The organism is Bradyrhizobium sp. CFUWI, assembly GCF_056429085.1.
Genome location: NZ_JBWJZE010000001.1, coordinates 199,769 through 215,601 on the forward strand (window position 1 = coordinate 199,769; position 15,833 = coordinate 215,601).

The 15,833-nt window shown below is 64.5% G+C and carries 14 protein-coding genes; 6 read left to right on the forward strand and 8 right to left on the reverse strand.

What is annotated here, in order from left to right:
- Nucleotides 1-5: 5 nt before the first annotated feature.
- Both AC066S_RS00965 and AC066S_RS00970 read right to left on the reverse strand, forming a co-directional pair.
- Nucleotides 6-1,076 carry a dienelactone hydrolase family protein gene (locus AC066S_RS00965; RefSeq protein ID WP_478268701.1) on the reverse strand — a complete coding sequence of 357 codons (1,071 nt, stop codon included), beginning with the start codon at nt 1,074-1,076 and terminating at the stop codon, nt 6-8.
- A 22-nt stretch (nt 1,077-1,098) separates the two neighbouring features.
- The gene (locus AC066S_RS00970; protein ID WP_126259343.1) at nt 1,099-2,070 is read right to left on the reverse strand and encodes a S1C family serine protease; all 972 of its coding nucleotides are present in this window, start codon (nt 2,068-2,070) and stop codon (nt 1,099-1,101) included.
- A gap of 287 nt (nt 2,071-2,357) precedes the next feature.
- Here AC066S_RS00970 and AC066S_RS00975 point away from each other — a divergent pair, with 287 nt between their 5' ends.
- The 6 genes from AC066S_RS00975 (at nt 2,358) to AC066S_RS01000 (ending at nt 9,659) form a co-directional block, all read left to right on the forward strand.
- Nucleotides 2,358-3,776 (forward strand): M20 family metallopeptidase, encoded by a 1,419-nt coding sequence (locus AC066S_RS00975; RefSeq protein ID WP_478268702.1) that lies wholly within the window; start codon nt 2,358-2,360, stop codon nt 3,774-3,776.
- A gap of 261 nt (nt 3,777-4,037) precedes the next feature.
- A complete protein-coding gene (locus AC066S_RS00980) occupies nt 4,038-5,828 on the forward strand; it encodes a peptide ABC transporter substrate-binding protein (protein WP_126259345.1) in 1,791 nt (596 codons plus the stop codon).
- A 28-nt stretch (nt 5,829-5,856) separates the two neighbouring features.
- Nucleotides 5,857-6,816 (forward strand): ABC transporter permease, encoded by a 960-nt coding sequence (locus AC066S_RS00985; RefSeq protein ID WP_135166469.1) that lies wholly within the window; start codon nt 5,857-5,859, stop codon nt 6,814-6,816.
- Nucleotides 6,782-7,699, forward strand: a complete 918-nt coding sequence (locus AC066S_RS00990) for an ABC transporter permease (protein ID WP_126259347.1) — start codon at nt 6,782-6,784, stop codon at nt 7,697-7,699. Before AC066S_RS00985 ends, AC066S_RS00990 begins: the two co-directional genes overlap by 35 nt.
- Complete coding sequence (locus tag AC066S_RS00995) at nt 7,699-8,694, forward strand: ABC transporter ATP-binding protein (protein WP_126259348.1); 996 nt, start codon at nt 7,699-7,701, stop codon at nt 8,692-8,694. Before AC066S_RS00990 ends, AC066S_RS00995 begins: the two co-directional genes overlap by 1 nt.
- Nucleotides 8,691-9,659, forward strand: coding sequence for an ABC transporter ATP-binding protein (locus AC066S_RS01000; RefSeq protein WP_478268703.1), 969 nt, complete (start codon nt 8,691-8,693; stop codon nt 9,657-9,659). Before AC066S_RS00995 ends, AC066S_RS01000 begins: the two co-directional genes overlap by 4 nt.
- A gap of 33 nt (nt 9,660-9,692) precedes the next feature.
- On the opposite strand, the gene AC066S_RS01005 is transcribed toward AC066S_RS01000, so the two are convergent.
- The 6 genes from AC066S_RS01005 to AC066S_RS01030 all read right to left on the reverse strand — a co-directional run bounded on the left by AC066S_RS01005 (nt 9,693) and on the right by AC066S_RS01030 (nt 15,829).
- Nucleotides 9,693-9,866, reverse strand: a complete 174-nt coding sequence (locus tag AC066S_RS01005) for a hypothetical protein (protein WP_164718817.1) — start codon at nt 9,864-9,866, stop codon at nt 9,693-9,695.
- Complete coding sequence (locus AC066S_RS01010) at nt 9,863-11,263, reverse strand: amidase (RefSeq protein ID WP_478268704.1); 1,401 nt, start codon at nt 11,261-11,263, stop codon at nt 9,863-9,865. Before AC066S_RS01010 ends, AC066S_RS01005 begins: the two co-directional genes overlap by 4 nt.
- Nucleotides 11,264-11,294: 31 nt before the next feature.
- Entirely contained in the window at nt 11,295-12,644 is a 1,350-nt protein-coding gene (locus AC066S_RS01015) for a TRAP transporter large permease (RefSeq protein ID WP_126259351.1), read from the reverse strand.
- Nucleotides 12,641-13,243 carry a TRAP transporter small permease subunit gene (locus tag AC066S_RS01020; protein ID WP_126259352.1) on the reverse strand — a complete coding sequence of 201 codons (603 nt, stop codon included), beginning with the start codon at nt 13,241-13,243 and terminating at the stop codon, nt 12,641-12,643. The genes AC066S_RS01015 and AC066S_RS01020 overlap by 4 nt, the downstream gene beginning before the upstream one ends.
- Nucleotides 13,244-13,358: 115 nt before the next feature.
- Nucleotides 13,359-14,486, reverse strand: coding sequence for a TRAP transporter substrate-binding protein (locus AC066S_RS01025; protein WP_126259353.1), 1,128 nt, complete (start codon nt 14,484-14,486; stop codon nt 13,359-13,361).
- Between the two features lie 299 nt (nt 14,487-14,785).
- The gene (locus AC066S_RS01030; RefSeq protein ID WP_126259354.1) at nt 14,786-15,829 is read right to left on the reverse strand and encodes a helix-turn-helix domain-containing protein; all 1,044 of its coding nucleotides are present in this window, start codon (nt 15,827-15,829) and stop codon (nt 14,786-14,788) included.
- Nucleotides 15,830-15,833: the final 4 nt, after the last annotated feature.

Genomic DNA, 15,833 nt, shown 5'->3' on the forward strand with positions numbered 1-15,833 from the left:
GTCGTTCATCCCGCATTCAGCCACTGCACCAGCTCCGCGTTGATCTCGCGCGGATAGGTGTGGCTGAGATCGTCGATCTCGCGATAGGTGACGTCAGCGCCGGCGGCTGCGAGCGCCGCTTGCGTCTGGCGCGCGGTCTGCACCGGAAACATCCAGTCGAGCTTGCCGTGAGTGATGAAGATCGGCAGCCCCTGCAGGCGCGTGGCGTTCGCCATCTCCGCCATCAGCGGATGGAAGGTTGCGGACACCGGCGCCAGATGGGTGAAGGGCGAGGCACCGTCGAGCCCGCTCACGTAGCAGAAGGTGCCGCCGTCGCTCATGCCGGTCAGCAGCATGCGCGAAGCGTCGACGGCCCAGCGGCTGCGCACGGTCTCCAGGATACGCATGAGATTGGGCGTGTCGGCATCATCCCCCATCAGCGCCCAGGTCGGGCCGGTCGCGGTCGGCGCCACCAGGATGGCACCACAGCTGCGGGCGTCGCGCAGCCAGCTCCACAGGAAGCCGCGTCCGTTGCCGCTGCCGCCATGCAGCGCTATCACCAGCGGCATGGCGCGACCTCGCGTGTAATATTCGGGCACGTAGACCGAGAAGCCGCCGCGGCTGCCGGGTTCGTTGTGATCGTGGAAGATGCCGGCATCTTCGCCTGAGCCGGCTTCGAGCCGACACAGCAGGTCCGCATTGTCGCGATTGGCGGCGTTGAGGAAGAAGCTGCTCACCGGCGGAAACTGCACCGCCAGCGGATAAAGCGCCTCCTGTGCGCGCGGCAGATGGCGCAACGCGCGGAACACCGCGACGAGATCGCCGTTGCCGCGCTCGACCTCGCGGATGCCGGCAAAGGCGGCGAGCGTCTCGTCGCAGGCCGTATCGAGCCGCACGCGCAGGCCGGCGAACTGGTCCGGCCAATCTCCGGTCGAAGCCCGTGCCGTCCGCAGCGCCTCGTCCGGTGCGCCGACCGCGTTCATCACGGACGCAAAGGCCGGCGGATGCAGATGCCGGGCGAAGAACCCGAGCGCCTCCAGCGCATTGAGCAGCGGCGGCAGCACGGCCACGATGTCGTCGATCACGGCCTCGCTCATCGCGGCTTCCTTCAAGGGAAAGTCAATGCAGCTTCGGCGCCTTCAGCAGCTTGAAGCGGTCGGTCGAGGCCACCGTGACGTCGAAGGTGACGCCTTCGTGGTGCACGGTGAGCGGCACGTCGACGCCGGCGGCGCCGAGCGCCCACATCTTCTTGTAGAACGCGGTCTGGCCGGTGACCTTGTCGCCGTCGACGGCGAGGATGACGTCGCCGGCCTTGAGCTCGGCGCGCGCGGCCGGACCGTTGGCGGAGATTCCGATCACCACCACGCGATTGTCGATCTCGGTCGAATAGAGCCCGAGCCAGGGCCGCGCCGGCTTGTTGACGCGGCCGAACTTGCGCAAGTCCTCCAGGATCGGCTTCAACAGGTCGATCGGGACGATCATGTTGACGTGCTCGGCCTTGCCGCCGCGCTCACGCTCCAGCTGAAGCGAGCCGATGCCGATCAACTCGCCGCGCTCGTTGAGCAGTGCGGTGCCGCCCCAGTTCGGATGCGCGGGATAGGTGAAGATGGCTTCATCCAGCAGATATTCCCAATAGCCGGCGAATTCCTGCTTGGCCACGATCTGGCTCGCGACCGAGCGCGTGCGCCCGCCGGCACCGCCGACCACGACGCGGTCGCCGATCCGGGTGTCCGCCGAGTTGCCGAGCGGCAGGGGCTCGACGTCAAGCTCACCGAGCGCCTGCACCAGGCCGAAGCCGGTCTCGGAATCGAAGCCGAGCGCATGACCCTCGACCACGCGCCCGTCGGCGCGGTGCAGCCACACCGATTCCGCCTCGGTGATGAGATAGCCGATTGTGAGCACCAGCCCGTCGTCGATCACGACGCCGTTGCCGGCACGTTCGGTGCCCAGCGTCTCGGCGCTGAAGGCGTCCGGCGGGATGATGGCGTGCAGGCCGACGATGGATCCGAGTGCGCGGTCGAGGTCGAATCCGTAGTCGCTCGCACGCGGCTGATTGGCCGGCGGCACTCTCCATTCGGTCAGGGTGGACATGGAGTTTCTCCTGGCTGAGAACATCGCTGCCGTGCTGGCGGAACGACGTACGATGCATGGACAATTTAGGCCGGGAGAGGCCGTCTTGAAAGCCTCGTTCCCAACTATTCGCGAGAGCGCCGCGTGAAATCTTCGAAAGGCACATAGGCACCTCGCGCGCCGGCGGCGGGGGGCCCCCTCAATCCGGCATGCGCCGCATGGCTGGTGTCCGGCGCGGCGCTAGGCGCCGTGCAATGAAGCTGCTAACCATTGCCGCTTCGTTTGACCAAGGGATCACGGATCGAAGCATGGATAACCGCAGCGACATCTGGCGTGGCGTCGACACGATCAAGGCGCGTTTCATCGACCTCAGCGACAGGGTCTGGGGCATGCCCGAGGTGTGCTACACCGAGGCGCGGTCCGCCGCCGAGCATCTCGCCGAGCTGCGTCATCAGGGTTTCCGCGTCACCGAGAACGTCGCCGGCATTCCGACCGCGGTGATGGGCGAGTGGGGCGAGGGCGGTCCGGTCATCGCCTTCATGGGAGAATATGACGCGCTGCCCGGCCTCAGCCAGGAAGCGGGCGTCGCCGAACATCGTCCGGTCGAAGCCGGCGGGCACGGCCATGGCTGTGGTCACAACCTGCTCGGTTCCGCCGCGCTGCTCGCCGCGACCGCGGTGAAGGACTGGCTCACCGAGAACAAGGTGCCCGGTCGCGTGCGTTATTATGGCTGCCCTGCTGAAGAAGGCGGCGCGGCCAAGGCGTTCATGGTGCGCTCCGGCGCGTTCGAGGACGCCGACATCGCCATCACCTGGCATCCGCACAGCTTCTGGGAGGTCGCGGTGACACCGTCGCTCGCCAACACGCGCGCGGACTTCATCTTCACCGGCCGGACCTCGCATGCCGCGGCCTCGCCGCATCTCGGCCGTTCCGCGCTCGACGCAGTGGAATTGATGAATGTCGGCGTGAACTACATGCGCGAGCACATGCCGAGCGACGCGCGCGTGCACTACGCGCTGCTCGATACCGGCGGCATCGCGCCGAACGTGGTCCAGGCCCATGCGCGGGTGCGCTATTCGATCCGCGCCCGTGATCTGCCTGGCATGAACGAGCTGGTCGAGCGCGTGTCCAAGATCGCGCAAGGCGCGGCGCTGATGACCGAAACCAAGGTGGAGATGAAGATCATCTCCGCAGTCTCCAACATCCTGCCGAACGCGCCGCTGGAGCAGGCGCTGCACCGGGTCATGGAAGAGCTCGGACCGCCGCATTTCGATGATGCTGACAAGAGCTTTGCCGGCCAGATCCGCGCGACGCTGAGCGACAAGGACATTGCGTCGGTCTATTACGCGATCGGCATGGAGCCGACCGATCGGCCGCTGGCCGACTTCCTGGTGCCGCTCGATGCCAAGCGTAACCCGCTGGTCGGTTCGACCGACGTCGGCGACGTCAGCTGGGTGGTGCCGACCGTGCAGGTTCACGCCCCCACGGTTGCGATCGGCACGCCTTTCCACACCTGGCAGGTGGTGGCGCAGGGCAAGAGCCCGCATGCCCACAAGGCCATGGTGCAGGCGGCCAAGGCGATGGCCGGTCTCGGCATCAAGGCGCTGACGGATCCGGAACTGATCAAGGCGGCCAAGGCCGACCTGAAGAAGCGGACGGCGAGAACACCGTATGTCTGTCCGCTGCCGGATCACGTCGAGCCGCCGCTCGACATGTCCATCGCTTAGAATTTTGCCTCGATACTTCGTCTGATCGGACGAACAAATTTTCCGCAGTGCAGCGAGCAATCCAGCGTGTTTTGATGCTGGATTGCCGCACGGATGGGCTACGGAACGCAGTTTTGCCCAACAGACAGCCAGAAGACCGTTTGCATACACACGGTCCCAGTTGACGCGCCCCCCATTCAGTGTGCCATCTACTGCCAGCTATTTGGGCGGCCGCCTCTGTCGGCCGTCTTCGTCACGATGGGAACCAGACGGGGGACAACCATGCTGGATAAAGAACTGCGTTCGATGATCGGCCAGGTGAAGGATGGGCGGATGGATCGCCGCGCCTTCATCAAGCGCATGGCCGCGGTCGGTCTCACCGCCCCTCTGGCCAATCAGATCCTCGCGCTCGGCGGCGTCGCCATGGCTGAGGGCGCCTCGACCTACAAGCCGACCAAGCGCGGCGGCGGCGGTGCGCTGAAGCTGTTGTGGTGGCAGGGACCGACCTTGCTCAATCCGCATTTCGCCACCGGCACCAAGGACCAGGACGGCTCGCGCCTGTTCTACGAACCGCTCGCCTGCTGGGATCCAGACGGCAACATGAAGCTGGTGCTGGCGGCGGAGATCCCGTCGATCCAGAACGGCCTGCTCGCCGCCGACGGCAAGTCGGTGACGTGGAAGCTGAAGCCTGGCGTGAAATGGCACGACGGCAAGCCGTTCACGGCCGATGACGTGGTGTTCAACTGGGAATACGCCAAGGACCCGGCGACCTCCGCCATCACCATCGGCGTTCACCGCGACATCGTCGTCGAAAAGATCGACGATCTCACCGTGCGCATCAACTTCCCCAAGCCGACGCCGTTCTGGGCCGAGGCTTTCGTCGGCGCTCCGAACTGCATCATCCCCAAGCATCTCTTTGCGGATTACAAGGGCAGCAAATCCCGCGAGGCACCGAACAATCTGGCGCCGGTCGGCACCGGCCCCTATAAGTTCGTCGAGTTCAAGCCGGGCGATCTCGTCCGCGGGGTGCTCAATCCCGACTACCACATGCCCAACCGCCCCTATTTCGACACCCTCGAGATGAAGGGCGGCGGCGATGCCGTCTCAGCGGCGCGCGCGGTGATCCAGACCGGCGAATATGACTTCGGATACAACATCCAGGTGGAAGACGACGTCCTTCTGCGGCTCGAGAAGGGCGGCAAGGGCAAGGCGATCTACGCCGTCGGCGGCGACACCGAATTCATCGCGCTGAACTCGACCGATCCCAACACGGAGGTCGACGGTGAACGCTCGTCGCTCAAGACCAAGCATCCGCTGTTCTCCGACCCCGCCGTGCGCAAGGCGCTGTCGCTGCTGGTCGACCGCGAGTCCGTCAAGAAGGCGATCTACGGCCGCGCCGGCCGCACGACGGCCAACTTTCTCAATGGCCCCGAAAAGTTCGTGTCCAAGAACACGAGCTGGGAGTTCAGCATCGAAAAGGCCAGCAAGATTCTGGATGACGCCGGCTGGAAGCCGGGCGCGGACGGCATCCGCGAGAAGGACGGCAAGAAGCTGAAGCTGCTCTACCAGACCTCGATCAACGGACCGCGCCAGAAGACCCAGGCCATCGTCAAGCAGGCCTGCCAGAAGGCGGGCATCGAAGTCGAGCTGAAATCGGTGGTCGCCACCGTGTTCTTCTCATCCGACGTCGGCAATCCCGATACCTATCCGAAGTTCTACGCCGATATGCAGATGTTCCAGATCCCGATGAGTCAGCCGGATCCCTCGCAGCACATGCGCCGATACGTTTCGGCGAACGTGGCGACCAAGGAGAACAAATGGCAGGGCCAGAATTTCCCGCGTTACGTCAACAAGGAGTATGACCAGACCATCGAGGCCGCGGAAGGCGAGATGGATCCGGTCAAGCGTGCCTCGCTCTACATCAAGGCCAATGATCTGCTGATCCGCGACACCGTGTTCATCCCCGTGCAGCACCGCCTCAAGGTGGAAGCTGCGGCCAATAACCTGCGTTGCATCATCAGCGGCTGGGCCAACGAAACCGACAACCTGTTCGATTGGTACCGGGAGGAATGATCGCGCAGACATCGACGGGATTTTCCCCATGAGTCAGTATGTCCTGCGTCGCCTGTTGATCGCCGTTCCGAGCCTGCTGGGCATTTCGCTGGTGCTGTTCGTGGTGCTGGCGCTTGCCCCGGGCGATCCCTTTTCGGAGCTGACGACCAATCCGAACGTGCCGCCGGAAGTGGCGGCATCGCTTCGGGCCAAGTTCGGTCTCGATGATCCGATCTATCTCCGTTACCTGCACTGGCTCAGCGCCATGCTGCACGGCGACTGGGGTTTCTCCTTCGTCAGCCGGATGGACGTCGACCAGCTGATCCTCCAGCGCCTGCCGGCCACGCTCTACGTGATCGGCTCGGCGCAGCTGCTGGCGCTGCTGATCGCGATTCCCGTCGGCGTCTACGCCGCGACGAAGCCCTATTCGCTGTTCGATCAGGTCGCGAACACGCTCGCCTTCGTCGGTTTCTCGCTTCCGACCTTCTTCACCGGCATTCTGTTCATCCTGATCTTCTCGATCACGCTGGACTGGCTGCCGTTCGTCTATACCACCGACATCAAGGCGACCGGTATCCGCTGGGTGCTGGAAATGATCCGCCAGGCGATCATGCCGGTGGCGGTGCTCGGCCTGTTCCAGGCGGCGTCGATGACGCGCTTCGTGCGCTCGGCGATGCTCGACGTGATCCGTCTTGATTACGTCACCACGGCGCGCGCCAAGGGCCTCGGGCAGGCCAAGGTCATCGTCAAGCACGTCATGCGCAACGCCATGATCCCGGTCGTGACGCTGATCGCCTTGCAGATGCCGGCGGTGTTCGGCGGCGCGATCGTCACCGAGCAGATCTTCCGAATCCCCGGCATCGGCTCGCTGCTGATCTCTTCCATTCTTTCCAACGACACGCCGGTGGTGATGGCCGTCACCTTCGTCTTCGCGTGCCTCGTCGTGCTGTTCAACCTCATCGCGGACGTGCTTTATGGCTGGCTTGACCCTCGCATCTCCTTCCGCTGAGCGGCGCGTCTACTCGCCCTGGCGCGAGACGTGGCGGCGCTATAGCCGGCACAAGCTTGCGGTGGTGAGTGCGGTGCTGCTCCTCATTCTGATCCTGGCAGTGGTGCTCGGTCCCTTCGTCTGGCGCGTCAAGATCGACGACATCGATATCGTTGCGGGCATGCAGGGGCCTTCGCTGGCCCATCCCTTCGGCACCGACGATCTGGGGCAGGACATCCTGGCCCGCATGATCTATGGCGGACGCATCTCGCTCGCGGTCGGTCTCGCCGCCATGCTGGTCTCGGTCCTGGTCGGCGTGCTGATCGGCGCGCTCGCCGGCATGTCGCGTGGTGCGCTCGGTCACGGCCTGATGTGGCTGACCGACCTGTTCCTGTCGCTGCCGCAACTACCGTTGCTGCTGCTGCTGATCTATCTCTTCCGCGACGGGCTGAAGCAGACGTTCGGACCCGAGGGCGGCATCTTCATCCTGATCGTGCTCGTGATCGGAGGCCTGCGCTGGATGCCGGTGGCGCGGCTCGTGCGCGCGCAGTTCCTGTCGATCCGCGAGAAGGAGTTCGTCGAGGCTGCACGCGCGCTCGGCGCCAGCCCGGTGCGGCAGGTGGTGCGGCACATCCTGCCCAATGCGCTCGGCCCCGTGATCATCGCCGGCACCATCGACGTCGCCGCCGCGATCATCGCGGAATCGACCCTATCCTTCCTCGGCCTCGGCTTCCCGCCGGACACCCCGACCTGGGGCCGGCTGCTGTACGACGCCAAGGACTTTCTCGACATCGGCCCGCACTGGGCGCTGTTTCCGGGCGGCGCGATCTTCATCGCGGTGGTCGCAATCAACTTCATCGGCGACGGTCTGCGTGACGCGCTCGATGCGCGACGGGTGATCTGATGGCGCCGCTGCTCGAGATCAAGGGCCTGAAAACCCACTTCTCCACCGACGACGGCATCCTGCAGGCCGTCGACGGCGTCGATATCTCCATCAACCGCGGCGAGACGCTCTGCGTCGTCGGCGAGTCCGGCTGCGGCAAGACCGTCACTGCGATGTCGATCCTGAAGCTGATCGCGATGCCGCCGGGGCGGATCGCGGCAGGCCAGATCATCTTCGAGGGCCGCGATCTGGTGCCGCTGACCAGCAATCAGCTCGACGAGATCAGGGCCAAGGAGATCGGCTTCATCTTCCAGGAGCCGATGACCTCGCTCAACCCGGTGCTCACCATCGGCGAGCAGATCGCCGAGAGCCTGCGCCGGCACGAAGCCCTGACCAGGAAGCAGGCGCTCGAGCGCACCATCGAGATGCTGAAGCTGGTGCAGATCCCGAACGCGGAGGGCCGCGTGCACAATTATCCGCATCAGTTCTCGGGCGGCATGCGCCAGCGCGTGATGATCGCAATGGCACTCGCCTGCAAACCGAAGCTGATCATCGCCGACGAGCCCACCACGGCGCTCGACGTCACCATCCAGGCCCAGATTCTCGATTTGCTCCAGGACATGAAGGAGCGTTTCGGCATGGCGGTGATGCTGATCACCCATGCCATGGGCGTCGTCGCCGAAACCGCGCAACGCGTCGTCGTGATGTATGCCGGCAAGGTGGTCGAGGAAGCTCCCGTAGACGATCTGTTCGGCGATCCTCGCCATCCCTATACTCAGGGCCTGATCCGTTCGATTCCGCGCATCGACCTCGACAGCGAGCACAAGACGCGGCTGGAGGCGATCGGCGGCTCGGTGCCGATCCTGATCAATCCGCCGGTCGGCTGCCGCTTCGCGCCGCGCTGCAAGTTCGCCATGAACGTCTGCACCGAGAAGGAGCCGCTGCTGCGCGAGATCGCGCCCGGTCATCGCATGGCCTGTCACTTGGGAGATATGAGCGTGGGAGCTGCGTCATGAGCGAACCCTTGCTCCGCGTCAGCGGCCTGAAGAAACACTTCCCCGTGCTCGGCGGCCTGTTGTCGCGCCAGGTCGGCGCCGTCTATGCGGTCGACGGCGTGTCGTTCTCGGTCAACCGCGGCGAGACGCTCGGTCTCGTCGGCGAATCCGGTTGCGGCAAGTCGACCACGGGTCGCTGCGTGCTGCGCCTGATCGAGCCGACCGACGGCGAGGTCACCTTCGACGGCCAGGACGTGCGTCAGCTCAGCGGCAATGATCTGCGCGCGATGCGGCGCAACATGCAGCTGGTGTTCCAGGACCCGTTCGCCTCGCTCAATCCGCGCATGACGGTCGGTGCGATTCTCAGCGAGGCGCTGATCATCCACAAGCTCGGATCCTCGGCAAAGGAGCGCGAGGAGCGCGTCGCCAGCCTGCTGGTCAAGGTGGGGCTCAAGGCCGAGCACATGCGGCGCTATCCGCACGAATTCTCCGGCGGCCAGCGCCAGCGCATCGTGATCGCGCGGGCGCTCGCGGTCGAGCCGAAGCTCATCGTCTGCGACGAGCCGGTATCGGCGCTCGACGTGTCGATCCAGGCCCAGGTGATCAATCTGCTGGAAGACCTCCAGGCTGAGCTGAACCTCACCTATCTCTTCGTCGCGCACGACCTCTCGGTGGTCGAGCACATCTCCGATCGTGTCGCGGTGATGTATCTCGGACGCATCGTGGAGCTGGCGAAGGCGAGCGATCTCTACCGCAATCCGCAGCATCCCTACACCAGGGCGCTGTTGTCGGCGGTGCCGGTGCCCGATCCCAAGCTGAAGCGCGAGCGCATCCGCCTCAAGGGCGACGTGCCGAGCCCGATGAAGCCGCCGTCGGGCTGTCACTTCCACACCCGCTGCCCGATCGCCCAACCGCGTTGTGCGGAGAGCGCGCCGGTGTTGAAGGAGGGGGCGGGCGGGCACTTCGTGGCGTGCCATCTGGCCTGATGTTGCCGCGCGAGAACGATTTTGCGCCGGCGCTCAGCGAGGCGTGCCGTTCGTCGTCTGCAGTGACTGGACGAAATCGACCACCGCCAGGATCACCACGCCAACCACAATGACGATGAGCGGAATGGCCTTGATCCAAACCACCAGAAACCCAAGAAATGTCATCATAAGCGCGAGGCCGATGAGTCCGGTGATCAGATTGGTCATCGCACTTTCCTTTTCTCCGCGCGGGGAGCCGCGTTCGTGCCGGCGCTTGGGACGTTGCGCCGAGCGCTGCCACGAGTGCGCCCGATATTCCTGACGAGCCAGCACGCCGTGCGCAAGAGGCGGGCATCGTTGCTGCGGCGGCCGACGAGCTGGACGCCCAGCGGAAGGCCGGCTTCCGAACGCATCAATGGCAGGCTGATGGCGGGTACGCCGAGATAGGTCCAGAGCGTGCAGAAAACCGGGTTGCCGGTCGTTTCAATGCCGGGAGCCGCACCCGGCGCCGCAGGCGTCAGGACGGCGTCGTATTCGTCGAAAATGTGGTCCAGAGCCTGGTTGAGCGGCGCAATCCCGGCCAGAGCGCCGCAATAATCCACCGCGAGATGCGCGCGGCCCCGCTCGATCGCCTGGCGCAGAGGCGTGCTCAGCTTGTCGCCGCCTCGCTGGTAGTCGCGCCGCAGATTGTGCGCCATATCAACTTCCATGATGATACGGTGCATATCGACGGCTCTATCGAAGCTCGGCCCAAGCTCGACTTCGCTGCACGCCTCGCCCAAAGCCTCGATGAGCTCAGCAAAGGCCTCACGGGTCACTGGCTCGGCCTGATCCCAGACCGGAGAGCGCACGAAGGCAAATCGCGGCGGCAACGGCGGCTCGCTCGCCGCTACCGCAGAGAATGGCGGGCGCGCAACAGGCCGCGTGTCCAAATCCTCCCGGTCGAAGTCGACCATGACCTCGGACAGCAGGGCCACGTCCTCCACGCTGCGCCCGAACACGCCGACATGGTCGAGCGTGCGCGACAATTCGAGCGCGCCGCTGCGCGGAATGAGGCCATGCGAGGGCTTGAAACCGACCACGCCGCAGAAGGCGGCAGGACGGATCACCGAGCCGTTGGTCTGCGAGCCGACAGCACCTGGCACCATCAGCGCCGCGACGGCCGCGGCGGAGCCGGAGGACGATCCGCCGGGCGTGTGATCCGGGTTGTGCGGATTTCGGGTCTTGCCCGGATTGTAGTACGCGTACTCGGTGGTCACCGTCTTGCCGAGGATTACAGCGCCGGCCGCCCGCAGACGCGCCACAGCCGCCGCATCGCGCCGCGGCGTGCGTCCGGCCCACAGCTCCGATCCGAATTCCGTCGGCATGTCGCCGGTGTCGAAGATGTCCTTGATGCCCACGGGCACGCCATGCAGCGGGCCTATAGCCTTGCCGTGCTTACGATGATCGTCAGCAGCCTCGGCCTGCCGCATCGCGTGGTCGCGATCAAGAAATGCCCACGCCTGGATATCGCGATCGACCTCGTCGATGCGCTTGAGGCAGTCGCCGACGAGCTCCGCGGAACTGAGCCGGCCGTCGCGGATGCCGGCCGCAGCTTCCATGAGGCCGAGCGCGTTGAGACTCATGCGCAGCCTTTCGGCGGTTTGCCGGGCGCGCTCATCGCGATCCATAGAGATAGTTGGGCAACCACAATGCGATCCCCGGGAAGATGTAGACCAGTGCCATGGTGAAGAAGACCAGGCCGACAAAGGGAAGCGCGCCGGAGAAGATGTCAGTCAGCTTCACCTGAGGCGGCGCCACGCCCTTCAGATAGAAGGCTGCCATCGCGACCGGCGGCGTGTTGAACGCCGTCTGCGTGTTCAGTGCCACCAGGATGCCGAAGAAGATCGGATCGATGCCGTATTGGGGCAGCAGCGGCAGGAAGATCGGCACGAAGATGATGATGATCTCGGTCCATTCCAGCGGCCAGCCGAGCAGGAAGATGATCACCTGGGTCAACAGCAGGAACCCGATCGGCGACAGGTTCATCGCGGCGAAGAACTGCTCGACCACGGTTTGTCCGCCGAGGACGGCAAACACCGCGGAGAACGTCCACGACCCGATGAACAGGTAACAGACCATCGCGGTGGCACGCACGGTCAGATAGACCGATTCGCGCATCATCGTGAAGTTGAGCGAACGATAGGCGGCGGCCAGAACGATGCTCATGAGGGCGCCCACCGCGGCCGCCTCGGATGGCGTCGCCAGGCCGAACAGGATCGCACCGAGCACCGAAACGATCAGTAACGCCAGCGGCAGGAACGACGTGGCGAGCGCCCAGATCACGGTGCCGAGCGGCACGTTGGTCTGCTCGGGCGGCAGCTTCGGCGCCAGCGCGGGATTGATGATCGCGCGCGCCATCGCATAGAGGACATAGAGTCCGGCCAACAGGAACCCGGGAAAGAAAGCGGCCGCATAAAGCTTGACCGCCGAAACGCCGGCGGTTGCCGCATAGACGATCAGCAGAATGCTCGGCGGAATCAGGATGCCGAGGCAGCCGCCGGCGCAGACGACGCCTGCCGACAGCTTGACGTCGTAACCGGCGCGCAGCATCGCCGGCAAGGCCAGCAGGCCCATCAGCGTGACGACCGCGCCGACGATGCCGGTCGCGGTCGCGAACATCGCGCAGGTGATCAGCGTTGCCACCGCCAGCGCGCCCGGCACGTTCTTCATCGACAATTGCAGCGAGTAGAACAGGCGGTCGAGAATGTTTGCGCGCTCGATCAGATAGCCCATGAACAGGAACAGCGGAACCGCAACCAGCACATCGCTGGATGTGACCTCGAACGTCTTCTGCACCAGAAGCGTGAAGATGCGGTTCTGGAAGAAGTCCTGACCGGGGGTGTAGTAGGCATAGTAGCCGAACGAGACGCCCATCGCCATCAGCGTGAACGCGATCGGGAAGCCGAGCATGATGATGAAGATGAAGAGGCCCAGCATCAGCATGCCGAGTTGAGGATCGGTCATGCGCCTGGTCCCTTCCCGCTCTGCGGCTCAGCCGCGTGCTGCTGATGTTCGCGGATGACGAGGCTCTCGGTCTCTTCCACGTCGTGCAGGCGTTGCGGCCATCGGCCGGTGCGGATGCACAGCACACAGCGAATGATCTCAGCAAACCCCTGCAGAAACAGAAGGAAGCCGGTGAGAGGGATCAGTGCCTTCAGCGGAAACACCGGCACGCCGGCCGGACTGAAGATGCTGACTTCGCGGAAGCGGACCGACATCTGGGCGTAGTTCCAGCCCGAATACATCAGCGCGGCGATCGCCGGCAGGAAGAACAGGATATACAGGACGAGGTCCATCGTCGCCTGGGTGCGCGGCGACCAGAGGCGGTAGACCACGTCGGCACGCACATGGCCGTTGCGCGAGAGCGTATACGCGCCGGCCATCAGGAACATCGCGCCATAGGTGATGTAGCTGATGTCGAAAGCCCAGGTGGTCGGCGCACGCAGCACGTAGCGCACGAAGACCTCGTAACTGACACCCAGTGTGAGGACGAGAATCAGCCAGGCGAACGCCTTGCCGACCCACGTGCTGAGCTCGTCGATGAAGAACAGGAATTTCGTCATGCGAGCTGAACTCGCTGCGAGCAGTACATCCGGACGTCCCCCTCCCAACTCGCGGGCGGCGCTTCAATGCGCCGCCCCTCACGATACGGCCTCACGCGATGCGCCGCGACAGCCGTCACACCTTGAGCACGCCCGGGAAGTGATGCTCGAAGGCGCCGCGGTAGTCGGTCGCGTTGTTCATGTTGTAGTAAACCACGCGGCGCACCCATTCCTTCTGCGAGTCCATCACCTTCTTCATGAACGGATCCGAGCCGAGCTGGGCGATCAGACCGTCCCACGCCTTGATCTGCGCGTCGAACACCGACTTCGGCGTCCGCTGGACGTTGACCTTGTCCTTGTTGATCAGCTCCTGCAGGTCCTTGGAATAATAGTCCATGCCTTTCCATTCGTTTGCGGAGGACACAGCTTCGGCGGCGTATTGCAGGATCGCCTGCTGTTCCTTCGGCAGCGCGTTGAATTTGGTCCGGTTGAACATGATCTCGAAATATTCCGTCGCCTGATGGTGGCTGCCCATCATGTAGTTCTTGGCGACATCCTGCGCGCCGAAGCGCCGGTCCGAGGTCGGATTGTTGAACTCGAACCCGTCGATCACGCCGCGCTCCATCGCAGGCACGATCTCGCCGCCGGGTAGCTGCGCGACGGATGCACCCATCGCCTGGAAGAGATCGGCGGCAAGGCCCACCGTGCGATATTTCAAGCCCTTGAGGTCGGCGTCGCTGGTGATCGGCTTCTTGAACCAGCCGAGCGGCTGGGTCGGCATCGGCATGGCGAAGAAGCTCTTGATGTTGACGTTCATGATCTTGGTCTGGAGCTCCTCGAACAGCTCCTTGCCGCCGCCGTTGTGGATCCAGCCGAGGCCTTCATTGGCGTTGAAGCCGAACACGGGACCTGTCCCGAACAGCGATGCTGCCTTGTGTTTGCCGTACCAGTAGACCGTCACCGTGTGTGCCGCGTCGATCTGGCCGCCATGAACGCCGTCGAACACCTGGAACGGATGCACGACCGAGCCGCCGACCAGGTAGTCTATGCGGAGCCGGCCCCCGGCCATCTCGTTGACGCGCTTCACATAGTCTTCGGCCATCTCGTTGAAGACATCGGCCTTGCCCCACGAGCCCTGCATCTTCAGGGTCGCCGTTTGCGCCCGGCTGACTTGAGGCATGGCGATGGTGGCAGCGCCGGCCGCGCTGGCGGCCAGCAAGAATTTGCGACGAGTGGTTCTGGTCTTTTCAGACTTTGCGGTCATGGACGTCCTCCCTGGCGGCCTGGTTGTTTGAACGCGTTCGGTGCGCTTTCTTTTAACCGCTGGAGGTATGCCGCATTCCAGCGACTTTGATCACAGTTTGGACGCATTGTCGGCATCCGACAAGCTCTCCATGTCGCATTTTGTATGTCGGCGAGCTTTTGTTTGCAGGAGCCTCATAGTCGTCGCGTGTCGCAGCGCAGCAAATATGCAGACTTTCTCTCAGACTTCGGAAAGCTGCGTGCACTGCCGAAGAGAAGCTCGCAGCGCGGCAGGCGGGACGGAAGGGTTGGCTGACCAGATTAGGGCCGCGATGCGCGCCGTCGGGCCAGTTGGTGCAGCACCGTGTCGATGGCCGGCACCGCTCCGGTCTCGCGCAACCATGTGTCGGCCAATTCCCTCAATTCGCCCGGCGTCAGGCCGAATTTGCGGCGGAATGCGCGGATGAAGGTGGAATCGCTGCTGAAGCGCATGTCGACGGCGAGCTCGATCAGACGACCGTCCTGCGCGGATGGCGATAGCAATCGCCGAAATGCTAGATTAAGCCGCTGCTCCCGCACATAATGCGCAAGCCCGCCCTCGGCCTCGAACAGCCGGTAGAGAGTCGCGCGCGAGATATGGAAGTGGCGGCAGAGCTCTTCGGCGGCGAGCGCATCGGTTTCGAGATTGTTCGCGATGTGGCGCTTGATCATCGTGATGTAAAGATGGCGCTCGGCGCGTTCGAGGCCCGCGACGATTTCGGCCGTCCCGCCGGCCGCGGCCGCCACGAGGTCGGCGATCGCCTCGACCGTGGCCTCGGCATTGCCGATCCCGGTTTCCGTTCCGGGCTCGGACGGCAGGCCAAGCGCGGCATAGTGGCTCGCGAGCAGGCGGGCATGAGGGTGGTCCGACGGCAACAGGGTTGCCGTCGCCGCATCCGGATATGCGAGCCGCGGCGCCAGCATCGCGCGCTGCAGGACGATCGTCATCAGATGGGTGCGACCGCCGCCGGCGCGCAGTGCGGTCTGATTCGGTTGCGCCATGTCGATGAGAACGATGTCGCCGGGTCGCAGCGTGACCTCGCGCCGGCCCGAGCTGAACTGCATCTCGCCTTCGACGCAGAGGGTGATCTGAAAATGATCCATGACGCCGCGGGCGACGTGCGCGGGCGTGCGGTCATAGTCCTGGTCGGAGGCACGCGTGTCGATCAGCAAGGCGTTGCGGATCATCCATGTCACCGTCGTGACATGGAAATCGTTCTCCGCGGTACGCGGAACGACCTCGCAGATGTCGGCCGTCATGGCCCGCAAGTGCGCGAGCGCCTCCGGACCGCGCCCGGGATTGTCGGCCGCCATACTCCCGGTCAACGCT

Coding starts and splice junctions, on each gene's coding strand:
- AC066S_RS00965 (WP_478268701.1), bottom strand. CDS start 1,076: ATGAGCGAGGCCGTGATCGACGACATCGTGGCCGTGCTGCCGCCGCTG.
- AC066S_RS00970 (WP_126259343.1), bottom strand. CDS start 2,070: ATGTCCACCCTGACCGAATGGAGAGTGCCGCCGGCCAATCAGCCGCGT.
- AC066S_RS00975 (WP_478268702.1), top strand. CDS start 2,358: ATGGATAACCGCAGCGACATCTGGCGTGGCGTCGACACGATCAAGGCG.
- AC066S_RS00980 (WP_126259345.1), top strand. CDS start 4,038: ATGCTGGATAAAGAACTGCGTTCGATGATCGGCCAGGTGAAGGATGGG.
- AC066S_RS00985 (WP_135166469.1), top strand. CDS start 5,857: ATGAGTCAGTATGTCCTGCGTCGCCTGTTGATCGCCGTTCCGAGCCTG.
- AC066S_RS00990 (WP_126259347.1), top strand. CDS start 6,782: ATGGCTGGCTTGACCCTCGCATCTCCTTCCGCTGAGCGGCGCGTCTAC.
- AC066S_RS00995 (WP_126259348.1), top strand. CDS start 7,699: ATGGCGCCGCTGCTCGAGATCAAGGGCCTGAAAACCCACTTCTCCACC.
- AC066S_RS01000 (WP_478268703.1), top strand. CDS start 8,691: ATGAGCGAACCCTTGCTCCGCGTCAGCGGCCTGAAGAAACACTTCCCC.
- AC066S_RS01005 (WP_164718817.1), bottom strand. CDS start 9,866: ATGACCAATCTGATCACCGGACTCATCGGCCTCGCGCTTATGATGACA.
- AC066S_RS01010 (WP_478268704.1), bottom strand. CDS start 11,263: ATGAGTCTCAACGCGCTCGGCCTCATGGAAGCTGCGGCCGGCATCCGC.
- AC066S_RS01015 (WP_126259351.1), bottom strand. CDS start 12,644: ATGACCGATCCTCAACTCGGCATGCTGATGCTGGGCCTCTTCATCTTC.
- AC066S_RS01020 (WP_126259352.1), bottom strand. CDS start 13,243: ATGACGAAATTCCTGTTCTTCATCGACGAGCTCAGCACGTGGGTCGGC.
- AC066S_RS01025 (WP_126259353.1), bottom strand. CDS start 14,486: ATGACCGCAAAGTCTGAAAAGACCAGAACCACTCGTCGCAAATTCTTG.